Raw genomic sequence first — 17,850 nt, forward strand, 5'->3', positions numbered from 1 at the left:
CCACAATTTACCACAAAAAAACACTTTGTTAATAAAATCAGAATTTTTTCGCTTCAATTTGACACTAAACTAGTAAAATGATGGCTTTTCTGAACTCCTTAGGGTCAAAAAGCGCGGAGCTCAATTACGAAACAAGGCATACGGCAAGACGAAAAGCGCTAATTTCCATTGTACTGAAATGCCTATATTTGCCGCTCTAGACCGAACTGTCGTAGATGGAAGATCAGATTAAACAAGAAGGGAAATTTCGATATATCGAGTTTGGTGAGGGGACCCCGATCATCATTTTACATGGGTTGATGGGTGGATTGAGCAATTTTCACGGGGTAACGGACCATTTTCCCCAGAAAAATTACAAAGTACTCGTACCCGAACTACCGATATACGAAATGCCGACCTTAAAGACCACGGTAAAGAACTTTGCCAAGTTCCTCGAGCAATTCATCGAGCACAAAGGTTTGGAAAACGTCATCTTATTAGGGAATTCGTTAGGCGGCCATATCGGTTTGCTGCATACCAAAATGTACCCCCAACATGTCAAGGCCCTGGTCATCACCGGAAGCTCCGGACTTTATGAAAGTGCCATGGGTGACGGCTATCCGAAACGGGGTGATTACGAATTCATCAAGAAAAAGGCGGAGGACGTCTTTTACGATCCAAAAGTGGCGACCAAAGAAATCGTAGACGAAGTGTTCGCCACCGTGAACGATCGCATGAAGTTGGTCAAGACCTTGGCGATCGCCAAAAGTGCCATACGCCACAACATGTCTAAAGACCTGCCTAACATGAACACGCCGACCTGTATCATCTGGGGCAAGAACGATACGGTGACCCCGCCTGAGGTCGCTGAGGAATTTCACGAGCTGTTGCCGGATTCCGATCTTTTTTGGATCGAAAAATGCGGTCACGCCCCCATGATGGAGCACCCGATCGAGTTCAATAGGATATTGGAATCCTGGCTCGACCAACGGGGATTTTGATCGAAAGCGGCATGGCTTCGGACCGGCCTGGAAATATCCTTCACCTTAAACCCAAGTTGTGAAAATCAAAAGTGCAACATTCGTAATGAGCAATTCCGACGTGGCCAAGTGCCCGAAGGATCCCATTCCCGAATATGCGTTCATCGGCCGCTCCAATGTAGGCAAATCGTCTTTGATCAATATGTTGGTCAATAAAAAAGGACTGGCGAAGACTTCAGGGCGACCGGGAAAAACACAATTGATCAACCATTTTAAGATCAATGACAATTGGTTTTTGGTCGATTTGCCCGGTTATGGGTATGCTAGGGTCTCAAAAAGGGACAAAAAGACCTTTCAACGGTATATTACCGACTATTTCCTGAAACGGAAACAACTGGTCTGTGCATTTGTTTTGGTGGATATTAGACACGAACCACAACCGATCGATCTGGAATTCATGGAATGGCTGGGCGGTAACGGTATTCCGTTCGCCTTGATATTCACCAAAGCCGACAAGCTCAAACCCAAAACCATCACCCAAACCACGGAAGCCTATCTCAAAGTGCTGCTCGATACCGCCTGGGAGGAGACGCCTCCATATTTCGTCACCTCTTCTTCGAACCGCATCGGGGGAGATGAATTGCTAACATACATCGATGGCATCAACCAGCAGGTTTCGGGTCTGTGACGTGGATAAAACAGTATTGACATCATCCAACTGTAAAAAGACTATCTTAGGTCCATGGACTTTTTGATCATTCTCCTTGCCCATTGGCTGGCCGATTATGCCCTTCCACATGCCCAAAGAAGCGAGAACCAACGCATGAAATCGTTGCTTTTGCACGTAGTGCTCTATGGCCTTGTGATGACCGCTACGGGCACCTTGCTGTATTCATGGCAGGTAGGCCTAGGCTATGGGGTATTCAATGTCGTTTTGCACTTGCTTACCGATTTGATTACCGAAAAAGCCATGCGAGCCAGTAAAGGGCGCCCTAAAACACATTTCATCTTGCATGGTTTCGATCAATTGGTGCATACCGCCTGTTTGTATTGGACGTTCATCAACGCCGACGTACTCGCCTTGTAAGGCCCGATACCACCCGTTTTTTTAGAAAATTCGAAGTTGGATTTTGAAATTCGATCTTCTTTTCTATATTTGCAGTGTACTAGTTATCTAATACACTAGATATGATTACCATTTCCAATCTTGATTTTTGGTATCCTAAGGGTCAAAAAGTCTTAAACGGGGTTTCGTTGCAACTTGAATGCGGGAACATCTATGGCCTTTTCGGTAAGAACGGTGAAGGAAAAACCTCATTGATGAAAATCCTGTCGGGACTGTTGTACCCCAAAGCGGGTGAGTATCGGATGGGTGAAAACCACATCAACGCAAGAAACGCGGGTTGGTTGCAGGACCTCTTTTTGGTTCCTGAAGACTTCAGTCTGCCGAACATCAAGGTCAGCACCTATGAAGCCATCAACGCCCCATTGTACCCCCGTTTTTCAAAAGAGCGCTTCCGAACCCTGACCCAAGAGTTCGGACTCCGCATGGATGCGCAGATCGGCACCCTATCGTTCGGACAGCAGAAAAAGGCCCTTATTGCCTTTGCCCTGGCGACCCAGACACGGTTCTTGTTCATGGACGAACCGACCAACGGACTTGACATTCCCTCTAAAAGCCAGTTTAGAAAAGTCATGGCCTCAGTCGCTACCGATCAAAAATGCATCGTCATTTCTACCCATCAAGTTCGGGATCTCTATAGTCTGATCAACCATGTCATCGTTCTCGACCATGCCCGAGTGGCTTTTGACCATTCACTGGATGCCGTGGCAGAGCAGCTCTGGTTCGGAAAGGCAAGTGCGGCGCAGCGAGATCTTGCCCTCTATTCGGAAAGTGGTTTTGGTGGAAAGTCCATTCTAGCCAAAAAAGATCTCGATGAAACCGAAATCGACCTAGAACTCTTGTTCCATGGTATTCTTAACGCACCGAATTCGATCAACTCGGTTCTAAACGGACAACGACCATGACAACAAACGGAACAATACATCGAATTTGGTCGCATTTGAAGCGGGACATCATCTTACTGCGCAGTACCTTGCTGACCAGTTTGGCCATTTGTGCCGCGCTGTTGTTCGTCTTTATCCAACTCAATCTCTTTTGGAACAAGTCCCTTTCGGCCGATACGTTTTATGCGGTTTTTGCACTGTTATATATCCTCTCCGGTATTGTACTCTGTTTCTCCTATTTTAAGGAACTACATGACGATACGAAACGTTCCCTTTATTTGACCTTACCGATTTCTACCGGCGAACGCCTGCTTTCGATATGGCTCAGTACCACGATGGTGCACAGCCTAGCGTTTTTGGCCCTGGGAGTTGTTTTTGGTGGGATTTCCATATTCTTTGGAAGCCTGCTCTTTGGAGCGGAACTCGACTTTGTCAACATGACCTTCGAAAACTATTGGACCATGTTCAAGACGTATGTATTCCTGCTACCGGTCTTCCTTTTCGGAGCGGCCAGTTTCAGTAAGAACCGAAGGGCGAAAACCATTCTCTTGGTCGTGATCACGACGGTCGCCTTGGTTTTTTTCAATATGTTCCTCTATGGGGTCTTGAACCACGGTTTGGACGTTTTCGAACAAAACGGTTTGGGTTCTAAGGCTTTTGATTTGGCCCAAGAAGATTTCAACGGTGTCGGTCGGTTGCTGTTTTTATCGGTCTTAGGGCCGGTTCTCGTGCTGGCCACCTATTTTAAAATGAAGGAAAAAGAAGGATAAGATGGATTTTGACGGCAGTAAACCCATATACCTTCAAATCGTGGATTTCTTCTACGAGAACATCCTCATCCGGAAATGGCAGGAAGGCGAACGGATTCCGTCCGTACGTGAGATCGCCGTACTGGTTGAAGTCAATCCGAATACGGCCATACGGGCCTTTAACCACTTACAGGAAATGGAGATAATTTACAACAAACGGGGTATCGGTTATTTCGTCTCGGAAGATGGCTATCAAAAAGTACTATCCATCCGAAGAAACGAATTCAAGGAAGTCGTCCTTCCCGATGTGTTCAAAAAAATGCGGCTACTCGATGTGAGCTTTGAAGAAGTCAAATCCCTATATGAACAAAACAAGGATGAAAACAAGTAATCTCATCGCCCTAGGAGGGGTAGCGTTGCTATTCATGCTTTCGATCGCCTTTCAGTCACGGGTCCATTACCACGTTAAAAAGGAACGAAAGGCGGGTTTTGGTGCCCGAATGACCCAAGATAGGCCTTTGGAATACTTTGAAGGTATTCGAATCGAGGCGCCGATCCATGTAATCTTTACACAAGATTCTATCGGTTCGATCACGGTCTCTGCACCAGAAGAAATTATCGACTCCGTAACGACCCAGGTCGTTGACCGGGTCCTTTATCTGTCGCTGAATGGCAAAAAGCGGGGCAAAGACACCATCCTGATCAAGATACACCACCCCAAACTTGAATCACTGGAGCTGACAAAAGGTTCTTTCGAAAACTCAGGAACCTTGCAATGCCAAAAGTTTCGATTGCAAATGGCCGACAAAAGTCATTGTCGGTTGCGACTCGATAGTCCACTACTGGAGGTGGCCAACGAAAAAGGTGCCGACCTTACCCTGGAAGGGGCAACGGAACAAATCAATTTCATCAATCAATGAACCATCAATCAAAAAACGAACATCATGCAAACGACGCACGGGGCCCCAGGCCCTACCCTAACCTTTTATGAAACCAAAGGGATCCCCAAATGGCGGTGGTACCTTCTCAAGGGCTTTTACCTTTTCGTATTCTTGGCATTCGGCCTACAAATTTGGAGCACGCTTTTGACCAGCAGTGAACCTTGGGATCCCCTTCACGGCATCGCCTTTAGTTTTTGGGCCGCCTTCGCTTTGCTGATGGGCCTAGGAATTCGCTATCCGTTGAAAATGCTCGCATTGATCCTTTTGCAACTCTCATACAAAAGCATTTGGTTGCTTTTGGTCTACCTCCCACTTCGGGCGGACGGCATGCTTTCGGATGGGGCGATCGAATTATTCCAAGCCAACAGCATCGGTGTGGTGTTGGACCTTCTGGTCATCCCATGGGGTTATGTGCTTCGCAACTATCTACGACCCTTGTTCCACTGGGGGTAATTTTTATCATCATTTATCAATCAAAAAACGAATAGTATGAACAATTCAAAACGATTCGGAAGAACCGTCGGGCTCCTAATGCTGGGCGTTATTGTCTTTGGCATTCCTTCCACACTATTTCGGGGCATCAATACCACAATGACCGAAGCACCTGACTTTATGGAGACGGTTTTCAATCAGCGTCAAGCGATGCGCTATATCATGCCCTTTGATGTTTTGGCCTCGGCCCTTTGGCTAGTGATCGGGAGCATCATGCTCCCCTTGATGAAGCGGTACAGCCAATCCCTAACCGCTCTTTATTTAGGATTGCTTATCGCTTTCTTAACCCTCATTGTCATCGGAAACATGAGTCATCTAACCCTTATCGATTTAGCGACCCGGTTCACGGAATCGGGATCGACTTCGGAAACCTTTCGCATTTTAGGATTCGCCAAGGTGAAAGACTACCTGTGGTCCCATATTTTCTCATTGATCTTGTATGCTTCAGCTAATTTTCTGCTGCTGTTTTTCTTGTTCAAAAGCCAAATGGTACCGCGATTTCTGACGGTATGGGGTATGATGGCGATGGTTGTCGTCTTCTCGGCCAGTTGGCTACAGCTTCTTGGTTTTTCCGTGAGTATTTATGCGTATGCACAGAATGGCATCCATTTCATCACGTTCATCACTTGGTTGTTGATCAAAGGTTTCCGAACCCCGGACCCGATCCGAATTGGCGCATAGTGTTTGCCATTGATCTATTTCTTTCAATCCCAATAAAAACCGAATCCCATGCATTCGAAAAACGAACGTTCGGAACAAGACCGAACAATAAAGCATATTGTACGCAACTTACTGCCTAAAACAGCAGTACTATGGTTTGCCGTAGCGGTAATCGGGCAGTGGCTCTTCGCCACATATGTTGCCCTATTTTACGGCGGTGCGGCCATCAACAATGACTTCATGAAATGGAACAGGGTGTTGCCCCATGGCTATGTCGAAGGTGAAACCATGGGCAACCTTGCAGTTGGCATCCATGTGTTTTTTGCAGCGGTCATCTTGTTCGGTGGCCCATTGCAGTTCATTCCTTTTATCAGAAATCGTTTCAAAGCCTTTCATCGCTTGAACGGTAGGTTTTACCTGATCACCATGGTATTGGTAAGCATCAGCGGTATCTATATGGTACTTACCAAAGGCACCATCAGTGGCCTGGTCGGTGATATCAGCGTCAGCATCAATGGGGTGTTGATCTTGGTATTCGCCTACCTCACCTTGCGGTTCGCCCTTCAACGTAAATTCGAGAAACATGGGCAATGGGCCTTTCGATTGTTTCTGGTGGCAAACGGGGTCTGGTTTTTCCGGATTGGACTGATGTTTTGGCTGTTGATCCATGGCAGACCGGTAGGATTCGATCCGGAAACCTTCACAGGTCCATTCCTGGTGGTTCTCGGTTTCGGGCAATACCTCATTCCAATAGCGGTGTATGAAGGGTATCGCAAAGCGATTAAGAGTGGTGGCCTATGGCAACCCTTGGGATCGACCTTGATCATGATCATGGCCATAACGATAACCGCGATCGGTATCTTCGCCGCGACCCTGGGCATGTGGTTGCCTAGGATCAGTGGTTAAGCGAATCACTTCAGCTCCAACTTCTCGGCGAAATAGTCACAGAAATCCTTCATGGTGGCCGTCATCTTTTCATCTTGGGTGGCCTTCATGAAGGTATCCGCTAAGGTAACCAAGGTTTGATGGAAGAAGATTTTCATTTCATCGACCGGCATGTCCTTGGTCCAGAGGTCGATTTTTAGCGACTCCTTATGCTTGCTGTCCCATACCGACAACAACATGGCCTTGGCTTCTTCGTTGTCGATACCCCCATCTTGGGCCGACCAACTGAGTTCTTCGGGAACCCGATTTTCATCGAGCCCCACTTTTAAACGTATTTCCGAGGTATGTGCTACTGCCATTTTATTTCTTCGGTTTGTAATTTGCTTCTTTGAAAAGTTCATCGGCCGGTAAGACCAAAAGTTCGGTCAACGGTACTTCAGGACGGTTTTTGGCAAACGATCGAACGATCTGCCAACCTAGATAACGACCCAATCGCCCGGGTGATTCGGTATCGAGTTCCAATTGGAATTTCGAAAAGGGTGCGGGATCCAAGAACCTTCGATCCAATCCGGATTCGGTGCTGTACAACAATTCCCTTTCGATAAAATACCGCCACATCTGTGCTTCATTGGCCGCTGCCCATTCCATTTCATCGGTCTCATAGCCTATGATAGCGGCTTTCGGCAAATCAGGCAACAGCATCTCTTTCAAGTAAAGTTCTTTACCGTGATATACCATCCGCGACAAAAAGGTTCGGTTTCGAGGATAGCGGTTGACCGCCTTTGCAAAGGCGCTGGCCACATCGGCCACTAAGAATTGCCTATCAAGCCCCTTGGCAACATAGCGGGGGATTCCTTGATAAAAACGATGATCTTTCCCTAGATAATTATCCAAACCGATCAACAGTAAGGAATCGGTCAAGATCACCCTGTTGTTGTAATCAACGTCTGAGGTCATGGTCACGACCTTGGGTAAGGCCATACCGGGAAAGTAATAGCGAAGGTGTTGGAACAATCCCTTAAGTTGTCCGGTCTCGGTTTCAAAATCACCGAAGCCCATAGCGACTTCTTCGGAAAGTTCATGCTGTAGGGAATCTCCCATTTTGGCTACCCAAAGACTATCGGGGAAACGTTCAGGGAACAAATACGGATACTTCCGTTTTAATGCAGGAAGGTCTTTCGGTGTTGCTTTGGCGAATTCGACATCAAAGCGTGCCGGGCTTACTTGAACGGGTATGCCGGCGATCTGGTTTTCAAGCTTGTTCTCTTCTTTACAAGAAAAAACAAGGGCCATGAAGACCGCTAGCCAAAAGTATTTCGGGTTCAACTTCATTATTAAGGACCTAGCATTTAAATTTACAGGGCACAAAGGTAAATTTTTGACATTAAAGCTCAGCTATGCAAACAGAAAAGGTCATCGACCATATCGTGAATTGGTTAAAGGAGTATGCGAACAACGCGAACATCAAAGGTTTCGTCATCGGCGTTTCGGGAGGGATCGATTCAGCCGTGACCTCTACTTTATGTGCGAAAACCGGATTGGACCTGCTTTGCCTTGAAATGCCCATCCACCAAGGGGCCAATCAGGTCACACGCGCTGACCGCCATATTGAATGGTTGCAATCGAATTTCCCAAATGTCAAACGGCAACCGGTGAACTTGACCCCGGTTTTCGATAGTTTGGTAGCGGCATTACCGGCGGTAGCCAATGAGGAAGAACGCTTCATGTCATTGGCGAATACCCGAGCAAGGCTCCGCATGACCACCTTGTATTATTTCGCCGCCTTAAAAGGCTATTTAGTGGCCGGTACCGGGAACAAGGTTGAGGACTTCGGAGTGGGATTTTACACCAAATACGGTGATGGCGGGGTCGACCTTAGCCCTATTGCCGATTTGCTCAAATCGGAAGTATACGCCCTCGGAAGTGCGCTCGGGGTAAATCAAGATATTATGGAAGCAGCCCCTACCGATGGCCTTTGGGGCGATAGTCGTACTGATGAAGATCAAATCGGTGCCTCATACCCAGAATTGGAATGGGCGATGCAGATGGATGACCAGGGCAAAACCGCAGAAGACTTTTCTGACAGAAAAAAAGAGGTATTTACAATCTACAAAAAGTTCAATACCGCGAACAAGCATAAGATGATTCCTATTCCCATTTGTGAAATACCTGATTCACTAAAAGTTACCACTCAACCGTAAATCCTGCTATTAAAACGAATAAAACCACAAAAATTCTGTGGTTTTAATAAAAAAAGCACAATTTTGTAAGGCAAAATGGTTAACTTGCCTTTCATCGATTGTAAGCATTAGATTACTAAACACATTTTGCCAAACAGAATATAGTAAATCCTACCACAATGATTCAAGTATTAATTGCTGACAGTCACCCAATTGTGCGACTTGGCGTCAAACAAGTCCTTCAAAACTCTACGGAGTTTGAAGTGATCGGTGATGTGTCTTCGACAAGCGAGCTTTTCAAGACGCTCGAGAAAGTTTCACCGGATGTGGTGATGTTGGAAATGGATATTCCAGAAATCAACGGTATCGCCACCCTCCGCAAAATCAAACAAGATTTTCCGAATACCAAAGTATTGATGTACAGTGGTCAATCAGAAGATGTTTATGCCTTGAGTACGATCAGGGCGGGCGCCTTCGGTTACCTTTCAAAAACCGCAGAGGTCGACTACATTATTTCCGCCTTGAAGAAGGTTGCAGAAGGAAACATGTTCATTACCAATGAATTGGCCCAACGTTTGGCCTTTGATGAAGGAACTCAAAAACCAAGAAGATTCTTCAGAAAGCTATCAACCCGCGAGGTGGAAGTACTCAAACTTCTGGCCAGCGGTAAGCGAAACAAGGAGGTGGCCGAAGGGTTGAACCTCAACGAGAAAACGGTGAGTACCTATAAGGCTCGATTGATGCGCAAGTTGAACGTCGATAACCTCGTCGATTTGTTGCAACAAGCCAAAGCTTTGGAGCTGTACTAAACGTACTTCCATTTCATTCAACAAAAACCCCGGCAATGCCGGGGTTTTTGTTTTAGGAGAGCACGCGGTTCAATTTCGCGTTCAACAATTTGTTCAACTGGAGGTAGTTCATGATCTCTTCCAACACTTCGGCATTGTCGTTCGAAGGGGCGGCCGTAGTTTCCTGTAGTTTGGCGATTCGGTTCTTGATCAGATTACAACGTAGGGTCAAAATGGTCTCCCCAACCAATTGGGCGACCCCTGATTTCTTGCCTTTCGGATAGATATCCTTGCGTTCCCAATCATGTAACACATAACGTTCCTCTTCCATTAGGATGGAGCTGATCTCAGTCGCCATATGCTGATCCACCTCATTGAGAAAGGTACTCACCGAAAAGCTATCGTTCTCATTCAATTGGGCGATCAACCGATAGTATAAGGTTTTGAATTGTTCGTTCGATAATTCGATTTCATCTTCTTGAAGATCGAGATATACTTTCTCGTATACCTTGGCATTGACGGTTTCGGGAGCCAAGACCAATTCACCTTCATCATCCTCTTTCAACACTAAATCCTCGAATTCTTCTTGCTGCTGGCCATAAAGCAATAGCATTTCGATGATCTTTCGTTCGAGTTCGTATTGCACATCGACCTTTTCGGTTACCGGATCGTGTTTGACCACCTCGAAAGCCTTTTGCCCTTGTTGAATTTTCTTAGTGGCTTCCTGAACCCCTTTTTTATCGATTTGGGCCATGGTATTGTACAAGACCGCTTCGGAAACGTTCATGATCTTCGCACATTCCTGGATGTAAATCTCCTTTTTGATCCTATCGGGTATCTTGGCGATACTGTTGACGATGTCCCTTACGGTATCGGCCCGTTTGATAGGGTCATCAGCTGCTTCATCGGTCAACATCGAAGCTTTGAACTGGATAAAGTCTTTGGCATTGTCCGCTAAAAACGACACCACGTCTTCAAGGGCATTGTTTTTGGCGAAACTGTCGGGATCTTCCCCTTCAGGAAAGGTACAGACCTTGACGTTCATGCCTTGTTCGAGGATCAAATCGATACCTCGAAGTGAAGCCCTTAGGCCCGCGGCATCCCCATCGAATAGTACGGTGATGTTGTTGGTCAAGCGATTGATCAATCGGATTTGCTCTGGCGTCAATGCCGTTCCGCTCGAGGCGACGACATTTTCGATTCCCCTTTGGTAGAATTGGATCACATCGGTGTATCCTTCTACCAAAAAGCAATTGTCTTGTCTTGCAATGGCCTGCTTTGCGAAATAAATACCATAAAGCACCTTGCTTTTATGGTAGATGTCGCTTTCGGGCGAATTCAAGTACTTAGCGGCTTTCTTGTCATTCCCTAAAATACGCCCTCCGAAACCCAAGACCCTACCACTCATCGAATGGATCGGAAAAAGGACCCGGCCTTTGAACCTATCGAACTTTTTGGCAGGCCCGTTTTGCTGTTCCTTTACAATGGTCAATCCTGTTTTTTCAAGATATTCCAATTGATAGCCCTGTTCGATAGCCGTATCGGTAAAGGCACCCCACTCATCGAGGTTATACCCCAAACCGAACTTTTTCACGGTCTCATCGGTGAACCCACGTTCCTTGAAATAACTTAAGCCAATGGCTTTGCCTGGTGTGGAGTTCCAAAGGATATCGGCATAGTATTTTTGCGCATATTCTGAGACCAAGTACATGCTTTCCCGTTCGTTGGCAGCTTCCTTTTGTTCGTCGGTCTGCTCCGTCTCCTCGATTTCAATGTTGTATTTCTTGGCCAAATACCGAATAGCCTCCGGATAATTGAAATGTTCATGCTCCATCAAAAAAGCCACGACATTGCCTCCTTTACCGCTACTGAAATCTTTCCATATCTGTTTGACCGGCGATACCATGAAACTAGGCGTACGCTCATCGCTAAAGGGGCTTAGCCCCTTGAAGTTGGAACCGGATTTCTTCAACTGGACGAAATCACCGATCACCTCTTCGACCCGGGCGGTCTCATAAACTTGATCTATGGTACTTTTCGATATCACGATTGGGCAAACTGTAGTCGCTAAAGGTAGCCAAAATTCGTATTTTGAAAGACACAAACGCCCGAGATATGATTCTTTTCTTCGGAACCCGCACCGGAAAGAAACAAAGCCGTCGTTTAGCGGTCATTTGCCCTTTTTGCCAACAAAATAACAGCCTGACCTATAGCCAACAGGCCAACTATTTGCATCTCTTCTGGATACCTTTATTCAAAATCGGCAGTTTGCAAATGGTACAATGTTCCCATTGCAAAAAGACGTACCGTGAAAATGAATTTACCGAGGCGATGCGCGATGCGCTTTGATCAAAGGTCAAAGCGCAAGCCCAAAGAGATATTCCGTTGTTTGACCGGAGCATCCCTAAAAATCGGATTGAGATCGTATTTAACGTACAACAAGGTACCGCCGACACCGGCATAGGCGCTAAGACCGTATATCAGGTCGCTGGTGTTGTAATCGCGCTTAAGCTTGTCTTTGATCCGATCACCGTTGTTGGTGTACTTCAACTTTTGCCGGGTACCGATATTGAAACCGCCGTACCCCCCTATTCCAAGTCGGAACTGTCGATCTAAGGAGTAACGAATGCGATCTTTGCCTTCATAAAACTTCGATGAGCCGAATTCGAAGTGTAACGGAAATACAAGATTATCCATCCTGAACTTCGATTTATTCAATTCAAATTCAAATTCCTGTAGTTCGGTCTGATCGCCATTGGTGACGAAATACTGGTTATTGTCGGGTTTAAGTCCATTGAACTGAAAGTTAAAGCCATAATTCAATCGCAAAAAGTTGGAATTTCGAAAGACCCGGGTGCGCCATTGCCATCCCATTTCGAAAAATCGGCTTCCCCCTATTTTATAGGGCGAATCGTCTAAAGATTGATCTTCGATGATGGCATTGTTCAAACCAATGGCAATGACGAAATCGGAATAGGTACGACGATCGTATTTGATTTCTTTCTTCCACTTTTTCGAATTCACGCTAAAGAAAGGCCGGCCATCGACCATTAGGTTCAATCGGATGTCGTCATCGGAGATGGTATCGGCCTCGAGCAAGACCAAGGTCTTGCCTTCGTTACGGTCGAGCAAGGCAATTTGGTTTTCGATGATCGCCAAACGGTTTTCGATGTTCAAGGCCCTCTTTTTAGCGGCCTCCTCCTTTAAGATAGCGGCTTCTTCAGTTGAAATCGCCCCACGTTCGAGCCGCTCGTTTATCGACTTCACTTCAAGTTTCAAGGCATCTTTTTCTTGCTGGGTGATGCGTTCTTTTTGCTCTTTCAATACGGTAATGCGATCGTTGTAGTCTTTTTGTGCAAGCAATGGCACCGAGGTGATCAATAGTATGATCGCGATAAAGGCTCTGGTTTTTTTTCTCATGGTTTTTCGATTTATGACCGCCCCAGCCAGCCTCCCTTTCGGGAGGTCATGGAATGGGTTGGTTTGATTGATGAATGGATTTAATTGTTTCTATCGGCAACGGCCGTTCGTAGTTTGAGATAACCGCTCTTCAAACGTTCGAAGATTTGATCCCGAAAGGACTGATCCAATTCGGCTTCTACTTCGCCCAAAAGGGCCATGGCGTCGACCTTTCCACTATCATTGACCAGCTGATCGAGTAAAATCGATTTTTGGGCCGCATGCAATAAGGAGTCGATTTCGGCCTCAGTTACTTCAATGGCATTCCCTTCAAGGGCGGTTACCTGCGTCAATACTTCTTGGATTTTGGCATCGATGATCCCATCGTCAACGAGTTTCTCCTGCCCAGGTCCTTCCTGACTTTGTTCAATATCCAGATCCAGCTGCGGTGTTTCGACCACTGCGGCCAACTGATCATTATCTTCTTTTCCCATACGCTGATCACCTACCCTGGGAGCCTCAATATCCTGTGTTTCGGCCAAGGCTTCTTCTACTGGAGGAATCCGTTCTTCAACGACAGGGTCGACCGCTGGTTTGGCAGACTCCGTTTCAACGACTTTGATCTGTTGCTCTTGCGTTGATGGGCCCTGAAAGAACATGCTGGTCACAATAGCGATACCGACCAGACTGGCCGCAACGGCATACCACTTCCATTTGAAACCACTTTGGGGTTCCGGGTCCAATTGCGAAGCGACCCGTTGCCAACCCCTATCCGTTGGCTCGATACTTCGCTCTTCCAATTTCGTTTTGATATGTTCTTCCAATTTCCCCATATCGTTTTGTTTACGCTTGGCCAGTTCCTTTAGGGGCCAAGCCTTTGAGTTTTAAATTTTCTTGCAAGACCTTACGGGCCTTATACAACTGCGACTTTGAAGTGCCTTCTGAAATGTCTAGCATTTCAGCGATCTCGTGATGCTTGTATCCTTCAACCGCATACAAAACAAACACCATTTTATACCCTTCGGGCAAGGCATCGATCATCGCCTGAATATGCTCAACATCGTCAAAATGATCTTCATGCAAATTGCGATCACCAGCCAAATCAACCGTAGCGTCGTCATAAACAACAAACTGTTTTTTGCGCAGGTAAGAGATACTTTCCCTCACCATGATCCGGCGTACCCAACCTTCGAAACTTCCTTGGTTTCGAAAATCCTTTAAATGTTTGAACACCTTGACAAACCCTCCGATCATCACATCTTCAGCGAATTGCAGATCTTTGATATACTGCCTACAGACACTGAGCATTTTTGGCGCATAGCGGTCATAGATATGCTGCTGGGCCGCACGATGGCCAGCCGTCGCTTTTTTCAGCAACTGTCTTTCATTGCTATAAAATGAAATGATCTTCAATGGTTCTCGGTTTGTCTCTATTCTATAGACGCAGCCTTTTTCAAAATGGTTGTATCGGTAAGGAAATTTTTATCCGTTGGGTCCCTGACTTTGGCTATTTCTTTCGGTCGACCACATATTCGACCATCAGGATCAAGGCATCCTTATAGGGGGAGTCCGGGTAGTCTTGCAATAAGGCCAAGGCTTCATCTTTGAATTCCAACATCTTGGCAACGGCATACTCCAAACCACCTTTCTTCTTGACAAAGGCAATGACTTCTTTGACCCTTTGCTTGTCTTTGTTGTGGTTTTTTATCGAATTGATGAGCCATTTTCGCTCTGCCTTATCCGATTGGTTCAAGGCATGGATCAAAGGCAGCGTCATTTTCTTTTCTTTGATATCGATGCCGGTCGGTTTGCCGATACGTTCATTCCCGTAATCGAATAGGTCGTCTTTGATCTGAAAAGCCATCCCGCATAATTCGCCGAACCGTCTGAACTTCTCTACTTCAGGCGAATCGGGTTTGACCGAAGCGGCCCCCATACTGCAACATGAGGCGATAAGACGGGCCGTTTTCTGCTGAATGATCTGGTAATATACTTCTTCGGTGATATCGAGAAGTCGCGCTTTCTCGATTTGGAGCAGTTCACCCTCGCTCATCGAACGCACTGATTCGGAAATGATGTGCAACAGATCATAATCGCCATGCTCCAAAGCGACCAACAGGCCCTTGGAGAAAAGATAATCCCCGACCAAGACGGCGATCTTGTTCTTCCAAAGCGCATTGATAGAGAAAAAACCACGACGCTTGAGACTATCATCGACAACATCATCATGCACGAGGCTTGCCGTATGGATCAATTCAATAATCGAGGCGCCCGTATAGGTGCGTTGTACTACCTCGCCACCATTCAACATTTTTGCCGTCAGAAAAACGAACATGGGGCGCATTTGCTTGCCCTTGCGATTGACGATGTAGTAGGTGATGCGATTGAACAGGGCGACTTTAGAGGACATGGAATCGCGGAACTTCTCTTCGAAAAGTTCCATTTCTTCCTCAATCGGTTCGCGTATTTGGGCTGTGACCTTCAATTAAAATGCGTAAAACGCCAACATGGTTTCAAACATCAAATTTAGGTAAAATAGCTTCCTAAAACATCCTAGTTCCCAGTTTTCGCTTAGCGGTGGCAAAGGATCGATTTCCTGCAAATCAGGCTTTGTTGGCCAATTGGCCACAAGCGGCATCGATATCCTTACCCCGTGAACGTCTGACCGTAACCGTGATACCGTTTCGTTCAAGGGTTTCGATATAATTCGCTATTGCCGATTCGTCGGCTTGGGCGAATTCACCATCATCGATAGGGTTGTACTCGATAAGGTTGACTTTTGAAGGTGCGAATTTGCAAAACCGGACCAAAGCATCGATATCGATCTGACGGTCGTTGATCCCTTTCCAGACCACGTATTCATAGGTGATGCGATTTTTGGTCTTCGCATACCAATATTCAAGGGCACTTCTCAGGTCACTCAAGGGGAAGGTCGCATTGAACGGCATGATCGAGGTACGCACTTCATCAATGGCCGAATGTAGCGAAACGGCCAGTTTGAACCGCACTTCGTCATCGGCCATTTTTCGGATCATTTTCGGCACTCCCGAAGTTGAGACGGTGATGCGTTTTGGAGACATGCCCAGACCTTCGCTAGACGTGATTTTTTCTATGGATTTCAACACGTTGTTGTAGTTCATCAACGGCTCTCCCATACCCATGAACACGATATTGCTCAAAGGACGATTGAAATACAACCGGCTCTCTTTGTCAATAGCTACCACCTGATCATAAATCTCATCGGGATTCAGGTTGCGCATGCGCTTCAATCGTGCCGTGGCACAGAACTTACAGTCCAAACTACATCCTACTTGACTGGAAACACAGGCCGTGCTGCGATTTTCTGTTGGAATGAGGACGGATTCCACAATGAGACCATCGTGAAGCCGTACGGCATTCTTGATCGTACCGTCGCCACTGCGCTGCATGGTATCGACTTCAATATGGTTGATGGTGAAATTCGCCTCGAGCATGGAACGTGTCTCCTTAGACAGATTCGTCATGACTTCGAAGGAATGGGCCGATTTTCTCCAAAGCCATTCATATACCTGGTTGCCTCGAAACGCTTGATCCCCTTGCGAAACGAAAAACTCGCGCAATTGGTCTTTGGTCAGGGCCCTGATATCTTTTTTGGTGGCATTCATCGCAGCAAAGGTAGGAAAGTAAAAATCCCGTCACGGAGAATCGCAACGGGATCTTTGGTATTCGTTTCGTTTCGACTACAAAATCAGCATGGCATCACCGTACGAATAGAACTTGTATTGTTCCAAAATAGCCTGTTTGTAGGCCTTCTTCATCAATTCGTGTCCTGTAAACGCGGAAATCATCATCATCAAGGTCGATTTCGGCAAGTGGAAATTCGTCACCATACAGTCAGCGATACTGAACTCATAAGGAGGAAAAATGAACTTGTTCGTCCAACCTTCGAAGGTATTCAAGCTGCGTTCTGAAGACACCGCACTTTCGAGACCACGCATGACGGTGGTACCTACCGCACAGACCTTTCGCTTATTGGCTTTGGCCGAATTTACGATTTCAGTGGCACGTTCATCGATTACCAATTCCTCACTGTCCATTTTGTGTTTCGAAAGGTCTTCGACCTCTACCGGGCTGAAGGTCCCTAGCCCGACATGAAGCGTCACTTCGGCGAAATCGATGCCTTTGATCTCAAGGCGTTTCAAAAGGTGTTTCGAAAAGTGCAAGCCCGCGGTTGGAGCTGCAACGGCCCCTTCATGTTTTGCATAAATCGTTTGGTAACGTTCCTCATCTTCGGGCTCAACATCACGCTTGATGTATTTTGGCAAGGGCGTTTGCCCCAGTTCGCGTAATTTACGTCTAAAATCAGTGTACGATCCGTCGTAGAGAAAACGAAGGGTCCTTCCCCTTGAAGTGGTATTATCGATTACTTCTGCCACAAGACTTTCGTCTTCCCCGAAATAGAGTTTGTTTCCGATTCGGATCTTACGCGCGGGATCGACCAACACGTCCCACAGGCGTTGTTCATCGTTCAATTCGCGTAACAAAAACACCTCAATACGAGCCCCGGTCTTTTCCTTATTGCCGTACAATCGGGCCGGAAATACCTTGGTATTGTTCAACACCATCACATCACCTTCATCGAAATACTCGATCATGTCTTTGAACATGCGATGCTCGATTTTTCCGGTATCACGATGAACGACCATTAGCCGTGATTCATCGCGATTCTCTGCAGGATATTCTGCCAACAATTCGTTGGGTAGCTCAAAATTGAAGTTTGATAATTTCATCTACGGAATTTTATAAGAGCG

The 17,850-nt window shown here is 46.4% G+C and carries 22 protein-coding genes; 13 read left to right on the forward strand and 9 right to left on the reverse strand.

Translation table 11 applies throughout. From position 1 onward, the window contains the following. Positions 1-215 precede the first annotated feature (215 nt). From ABV409_RS00540 to ABV409_RS00585, 10 genes are all read left to right on the forward strand, one after another. Positions 216-980, forward strand: a complete 765-nt coding sequence (locus tag ABV409_RS00540) for an alpha/beta fold hydrolase (RefSeq protein WP_353875529.1) — start codon at positions 216-218, stop codon at positions 978-980. 58 nt (positions 981-1,038) lie between these two features. Beyond that, a complete protein-coding gene (yihA, locus tag ABV409_RS00545) occupies positions 1,039-1,647 on the forward strand; it encodes a ribosome biogenesis GTP-binding protein YihA/YsxC (protein ID WP_353875530.1) in 609 nt (202 codons plus the stop codon). Between the two features lie 54 nt (positions 1,648-1,701). Beyond that, a complete protein-coding gene (locus ABV409_RS00550; protein WP_353875531.1) occupies positions 1,702-2,046 on the forward strand; it encodes a DUF3307 domain-containing protein in 345 nt (114 codons plus the stop codon). A gap of 101 nt (positions 2,047-2,147) precedes the next feature. Next, on the forward strand, positions 2,148-2,987 hold the full coding sequence (locus ABV409_RS00555; RefSeq protein ID WP_353875532.1) for an ABC transporter ATP-binding protein: 840 nt from the start codon (positions 2,148-2,150) through the stop codon (positions 2,985-2,987). A 35-nt stretch (positions 2,988-3,022) separates the two neighbouring features. Continuing rightward, positions 3,023-3,736 (forward strand): hypothetical protein, encoded by a 714-nt coding sequence (locus tag ABV409_RS00560; protein ID WP_353875534.1) that lies wholly within the window; start codon positions 3,023-3,025, stop codon positions 3,734-3,736. Between the two features lie 40 nt (positions 3,737-3,776). Continuing rightward, a complete protein-coding gene (locus ABV409_RS00565) occupies positions 3,777-4,106 on the forward strand; it encodes a GntR family transcriptional regulator (protein ID WP_353875536.1) in 330 nt (109 codons plus the stop codon). Beyond that, on the forward strand, positions 4,093-4,635 hold the full coding sequence (locus tag ABV409_RS00570) for a GIN domain-containing protein (protein ID WP_353875537.1): 543 nt from the start codon (positions 4,093-4,095) through the stop codon (positions 4,633-4,635). Before ABV409_RS00565 ends, ABV409_RS00570 begins: the two co-directional genes overlap by 14 nt. Positions 4,636-4,659: 24 nt before the next feature. Continuing rightward, the gene (locus ABV409_RS00575; protein ID WP_353875538.1) at positions 4,660-5,109 is read left to right on the forward strand and encodes a hypothetical protein; all 450 of its coding nucleotides are present in this window, start codon (positions 4,660-4,662) and stop codon (positions 5,107-5,109) included. Between the two features lie 36 nt (positions 5,110-5,145). Further along, the gene (locus ABV409_RS00580; RefSeq protein ID WP_353875539.1) at positions 5,146-5,829 is read left to right on the forward strand and encodes a DUF4386 domain-containing protein; all 684 of its coding nucleotides are present in this window, start codon (positions 5,146-5,148) and stop codon (positions 5,827-5,829) included. Positions 5,830-5,877: 48 nt separating this feature from the next. Next, a complete protein-coding gene (locus tag ABV409_RS00585; protein WP_353875540.1) occupies positions 5,878-6,714 on the forward strand; it encodes a DUF2306 domain-containing protein in 837 nt (278 codons plus the stop codon). A 5-nt stretch (positions 6,715-6,719) separates the two neighbouring features. Here ABV409_RS00585 and gldC read toward each other — a convergent pair whose 3' ends face one another. Beyond that, positions 6,720-7,052, reverse strand: a complete 333-nt coding sequence (gldC, locus tag ABV409_RS00590; protein WP_353875541.1) for a gliding motility protein GldC — start codon at positions 7,050-7,052, stop codon at positions 6,720-6,722. Between the two features lies 1 nt (position 7,053). After that, entirely contained in the window at positions 7,054-8,025 is a 972-nt protein-coding gene (gene gldB, locus ABV409_RS00595) for a gliding motility lipoprotein GldB (RefSeq protein ID WP_353875542.1), read from the reverse strand. Between the two features lie 65 nt (positions 8,026-8,090). Between gldB and nadE the strand changes: the two genes are divergently transcribed. Together nadE and ABV409_RS00605 are read left to right on the forward strand one after the other, a co-directional pair. Beyond that, entirely contained in the window at positions 8,091-8,894 is an 804-nt protein-coding gene (nadE, locus tag ABV409_RS00600) for an NAD(+) synthase (RefSeq protein WP_353875544.1), read from the forward strand. Positions 8,895-9,052: 158 nt separating this feature from the next. Beyond that, the gene (locus ABV409_RS00605; protein ID WP_353875546.1) at positions 9,053-9,682 is read left to right on the forward strand and encodes a response regulator; all 630 of its coding nucleotides are present in this window, start codon (positions 9,053-9,055) and stop codon (positions 9,680-9,682) included. A gap of 52 nt (positions 9,683-9,734) precedes the next feature. On the opposite strand, the gene dnaG is transcribed toward ABV409_RS00605, so the two are convergent. Further along, entirely contained in the window at positions 9,735-11,708 is a 1,974-nt protein-coding gene (gene dnaG / locus ABV409_RS00610) for a DNA primase (RefSeq protein WP_353875547.1), read from the reverse strand. Between the two features lie 44 nt (positions 11,709-11,752). Here dnaG and ABV409_RS00615 point away from each other — a divergent pair, with 44 nt between their 5' ends. Then, on the forward strand, positions 11,753-12,010 hold the full coding sequence (locus ABV409_RS00615; protein ID WP_353875549.1) for a zinc-ribbon domain-containing protein: 258 nt from the start codon (positions 11,753-11,755) through the stop codon (positions 12,008-12,010). On the opposite strand, the gene ABV409_RS00620 is transcribed toward ABV409_RS00615, so the two are convergent. The 6 genes from ABV409_RS00620 to queA form a co-directional block, all read right to left on the reverse strand. After that, positions 12,011-13,081 carry a hypothetical protein gene (locus ABV409_RS00620; RefSeq protein WP_353875550.1) on the reverse strand — a complete coding sequence of 357 codons (1,071 nt, stop codon included), beginning with the start codon at positions 13,079-13,081 and terminating at the stop codon, positions 12,011-12,013. A gap of 80 nt (positions 13,082-13,161) precedes the next feature. After that, positions 13,162-13,893: a hypothetical protein gene (locus ABV409_RS00625; RefSeq protein WP_353875551.1), complete on the reverse strand. Its 732-nt coding sequence runs from the start codon at positions 13,891-13,893 to the stop codon at positions 13,162-13,164. Between the two features lie 10 nt (positions 13,894-13,903). Further along, positions 13,904-14,473, reverse strand: a complete 570-nt coding sequence (locus ABV409_RS00630) for an RNA polymerase sigma factor (RefSeq protein WP_353875552.1) — start codon at positions 14,471-14,473, stop codon at positions 13,904-13,906. Between the two features lie 94 nt (positions 14,474-14,567). After that, positions 14,568-15,545 (reverse strand): polyprenyl synthetase family protein, encoded by a 978-nt coding sequence (locus ABV409_RS00635; protein ID WP_353875553.1) that lies wholly within the window; start codon positions 15,543-15,545, stop codon positions 14,568-14,570. A 118-nt stretch (positions 15,546-15,663) separates the two neighbouring features. Then, positions 15,664-16,704: a dual-specificity RNA methyltransferase RlmN gene (rlmN, locus tag ABV409_RS00640; RefSeq protein ID WP_353875554.1), complete on the reverse strand. Its 1,041-nt coding sequence runs from the start codon at positions 16,702-16,704 to the stop codon at positions 15,664-15,666. Positions 16,705-16,779: 75 nt separating this feature from the next. Then, complete coding sequence (gene queA / locus ABV409_RS00645) at positions 16,780-17,829, reverse strand: tRNA preQ1(34) S-adenosylmethionine ribosyltransferase-isomerase QueA (protein ID WP_353875555.1); 1,050 nt, start codon at positions 17,827-17,829, stop codon at positions 16,780-16,782. Positions 17,830-17,850 lie beyond the last annotated feature (21 nt).

Origin of the sequence: Flagellimonas algarum (genome assembly GCF_040513375.1) — a bacterium.
Taxonomy (GTDB): Bacteria; Bacteroidota; Bacteroidia; order Flavobacteriales; family Flavobacteriaceae; genus Flagellimonas_B; species Flagellimonas_B algarum.

Excerpts from the sequence above, each read along its gene's own strand:
- ABV409_RS00540 (WP_353875529.1), top strand. The coding sequence starts at position 216 with ATGGAAGATCAGATTAAACAAGAAGGGAAATTTCGATATATCGAGTTT.
- ABV409_RS00550 (WP_353875531.1), top strand. The coding sequence starts at position 1,702 with ATGGACTTTTTGATCATTCTCCTTGCCCATTGGCTGGCCGATTATGCC.
- ABV409_RS00555 (WP_353875532.1), top strand. The coding sequence starts at position 2,148 with ATGATTACCATTTCCAATCTTGATTTTTGGTATCCTAAGGGTCAAAAA.
- ABV409_RS00570 (WP_353875537.1), top strand. The coding sequence starts at position 4,093 with ATGAAAACAAGTAATCTCATCGCCCTAGGAGGGGTAGCGTTGCTATTC.
- ABV409_RS00575 (WP_353875538.1), top strand. The coding sequence starts at position 4,660 with ATGCAAACGACGCACGGGGCCCCAGGCCCTACCCTAACCTTTTATGAA.
- ABV409_RS00580 (WP_353875539.1), top strand. The coding sequence starts at position 5,146 with ATGAACAATTCAAAACGATTCGGAAGAACCGTCGGGCTCCTAATGCTG.
- ABV409_RS00585 (WP_353875540.1), top strand. The coding sequence starts at position 5,878 with ATGCATTCGAAAAACGAACGTTCGGAACAAGACCGAACAATAAAGCAT.
- gldC (WP_353875541.1), bottom strand. The coding sequence starts at position 7,052 with ATGGCAGTAGCACATACCTCGGAAATACGTTTAAAAGTGGGGCTCGAT.
- gldB (WP_353875542.1), bottom strand. The coding sequence starts at position 8,025 with ATGAAGTTGAACCCGAAATACTTTTGGCTAGCGGTCTTCATGGCCCTT.
- nadE (WP_353875544.1), top strand. The coding sequence starts at position 8,091 with ATGCAAACAGAAAAGGTCATCGACCATATCGTGAATTGGTTAAAGGAG.
- ABV409_RS00605 (WP_353875546.1), top strand. The coding sequence starts at position 9,053 with ATGATTCAAGTATTAATTGCTGACAGTCACCCAATTGTGCGACTTGGC.
- ABV409_RS00620 (WP_353875550.1), bottom strand. The coding sequence starts at position 13,081 with ATGAGAAAAAAAACCAGAGCCTTTATCGCGATCATACTATTGATCACC.
- ABV409_RS00625 (WP_353875551.1), bottom strand. The coding sequence starts at position 13,893 with ATGGGGAAATTGGAAGAACATATCAAAACGAAATTGGAAGAGCGAAGT.
- rlmN (WP_353875554.1), bottom strand. The coding sequence starts at position 16,704 with ATGAATGCCACCAAAAAAGATATCAGGGCCCTGACCAAAGACCAATTG.
- queA (WP_353875555.1), bottom strand. The coding sequence starts at position 17,829 with ATGAAATTATCAAACTTCAATTTTGAGCTACCCAACGAATTGTTGGCA.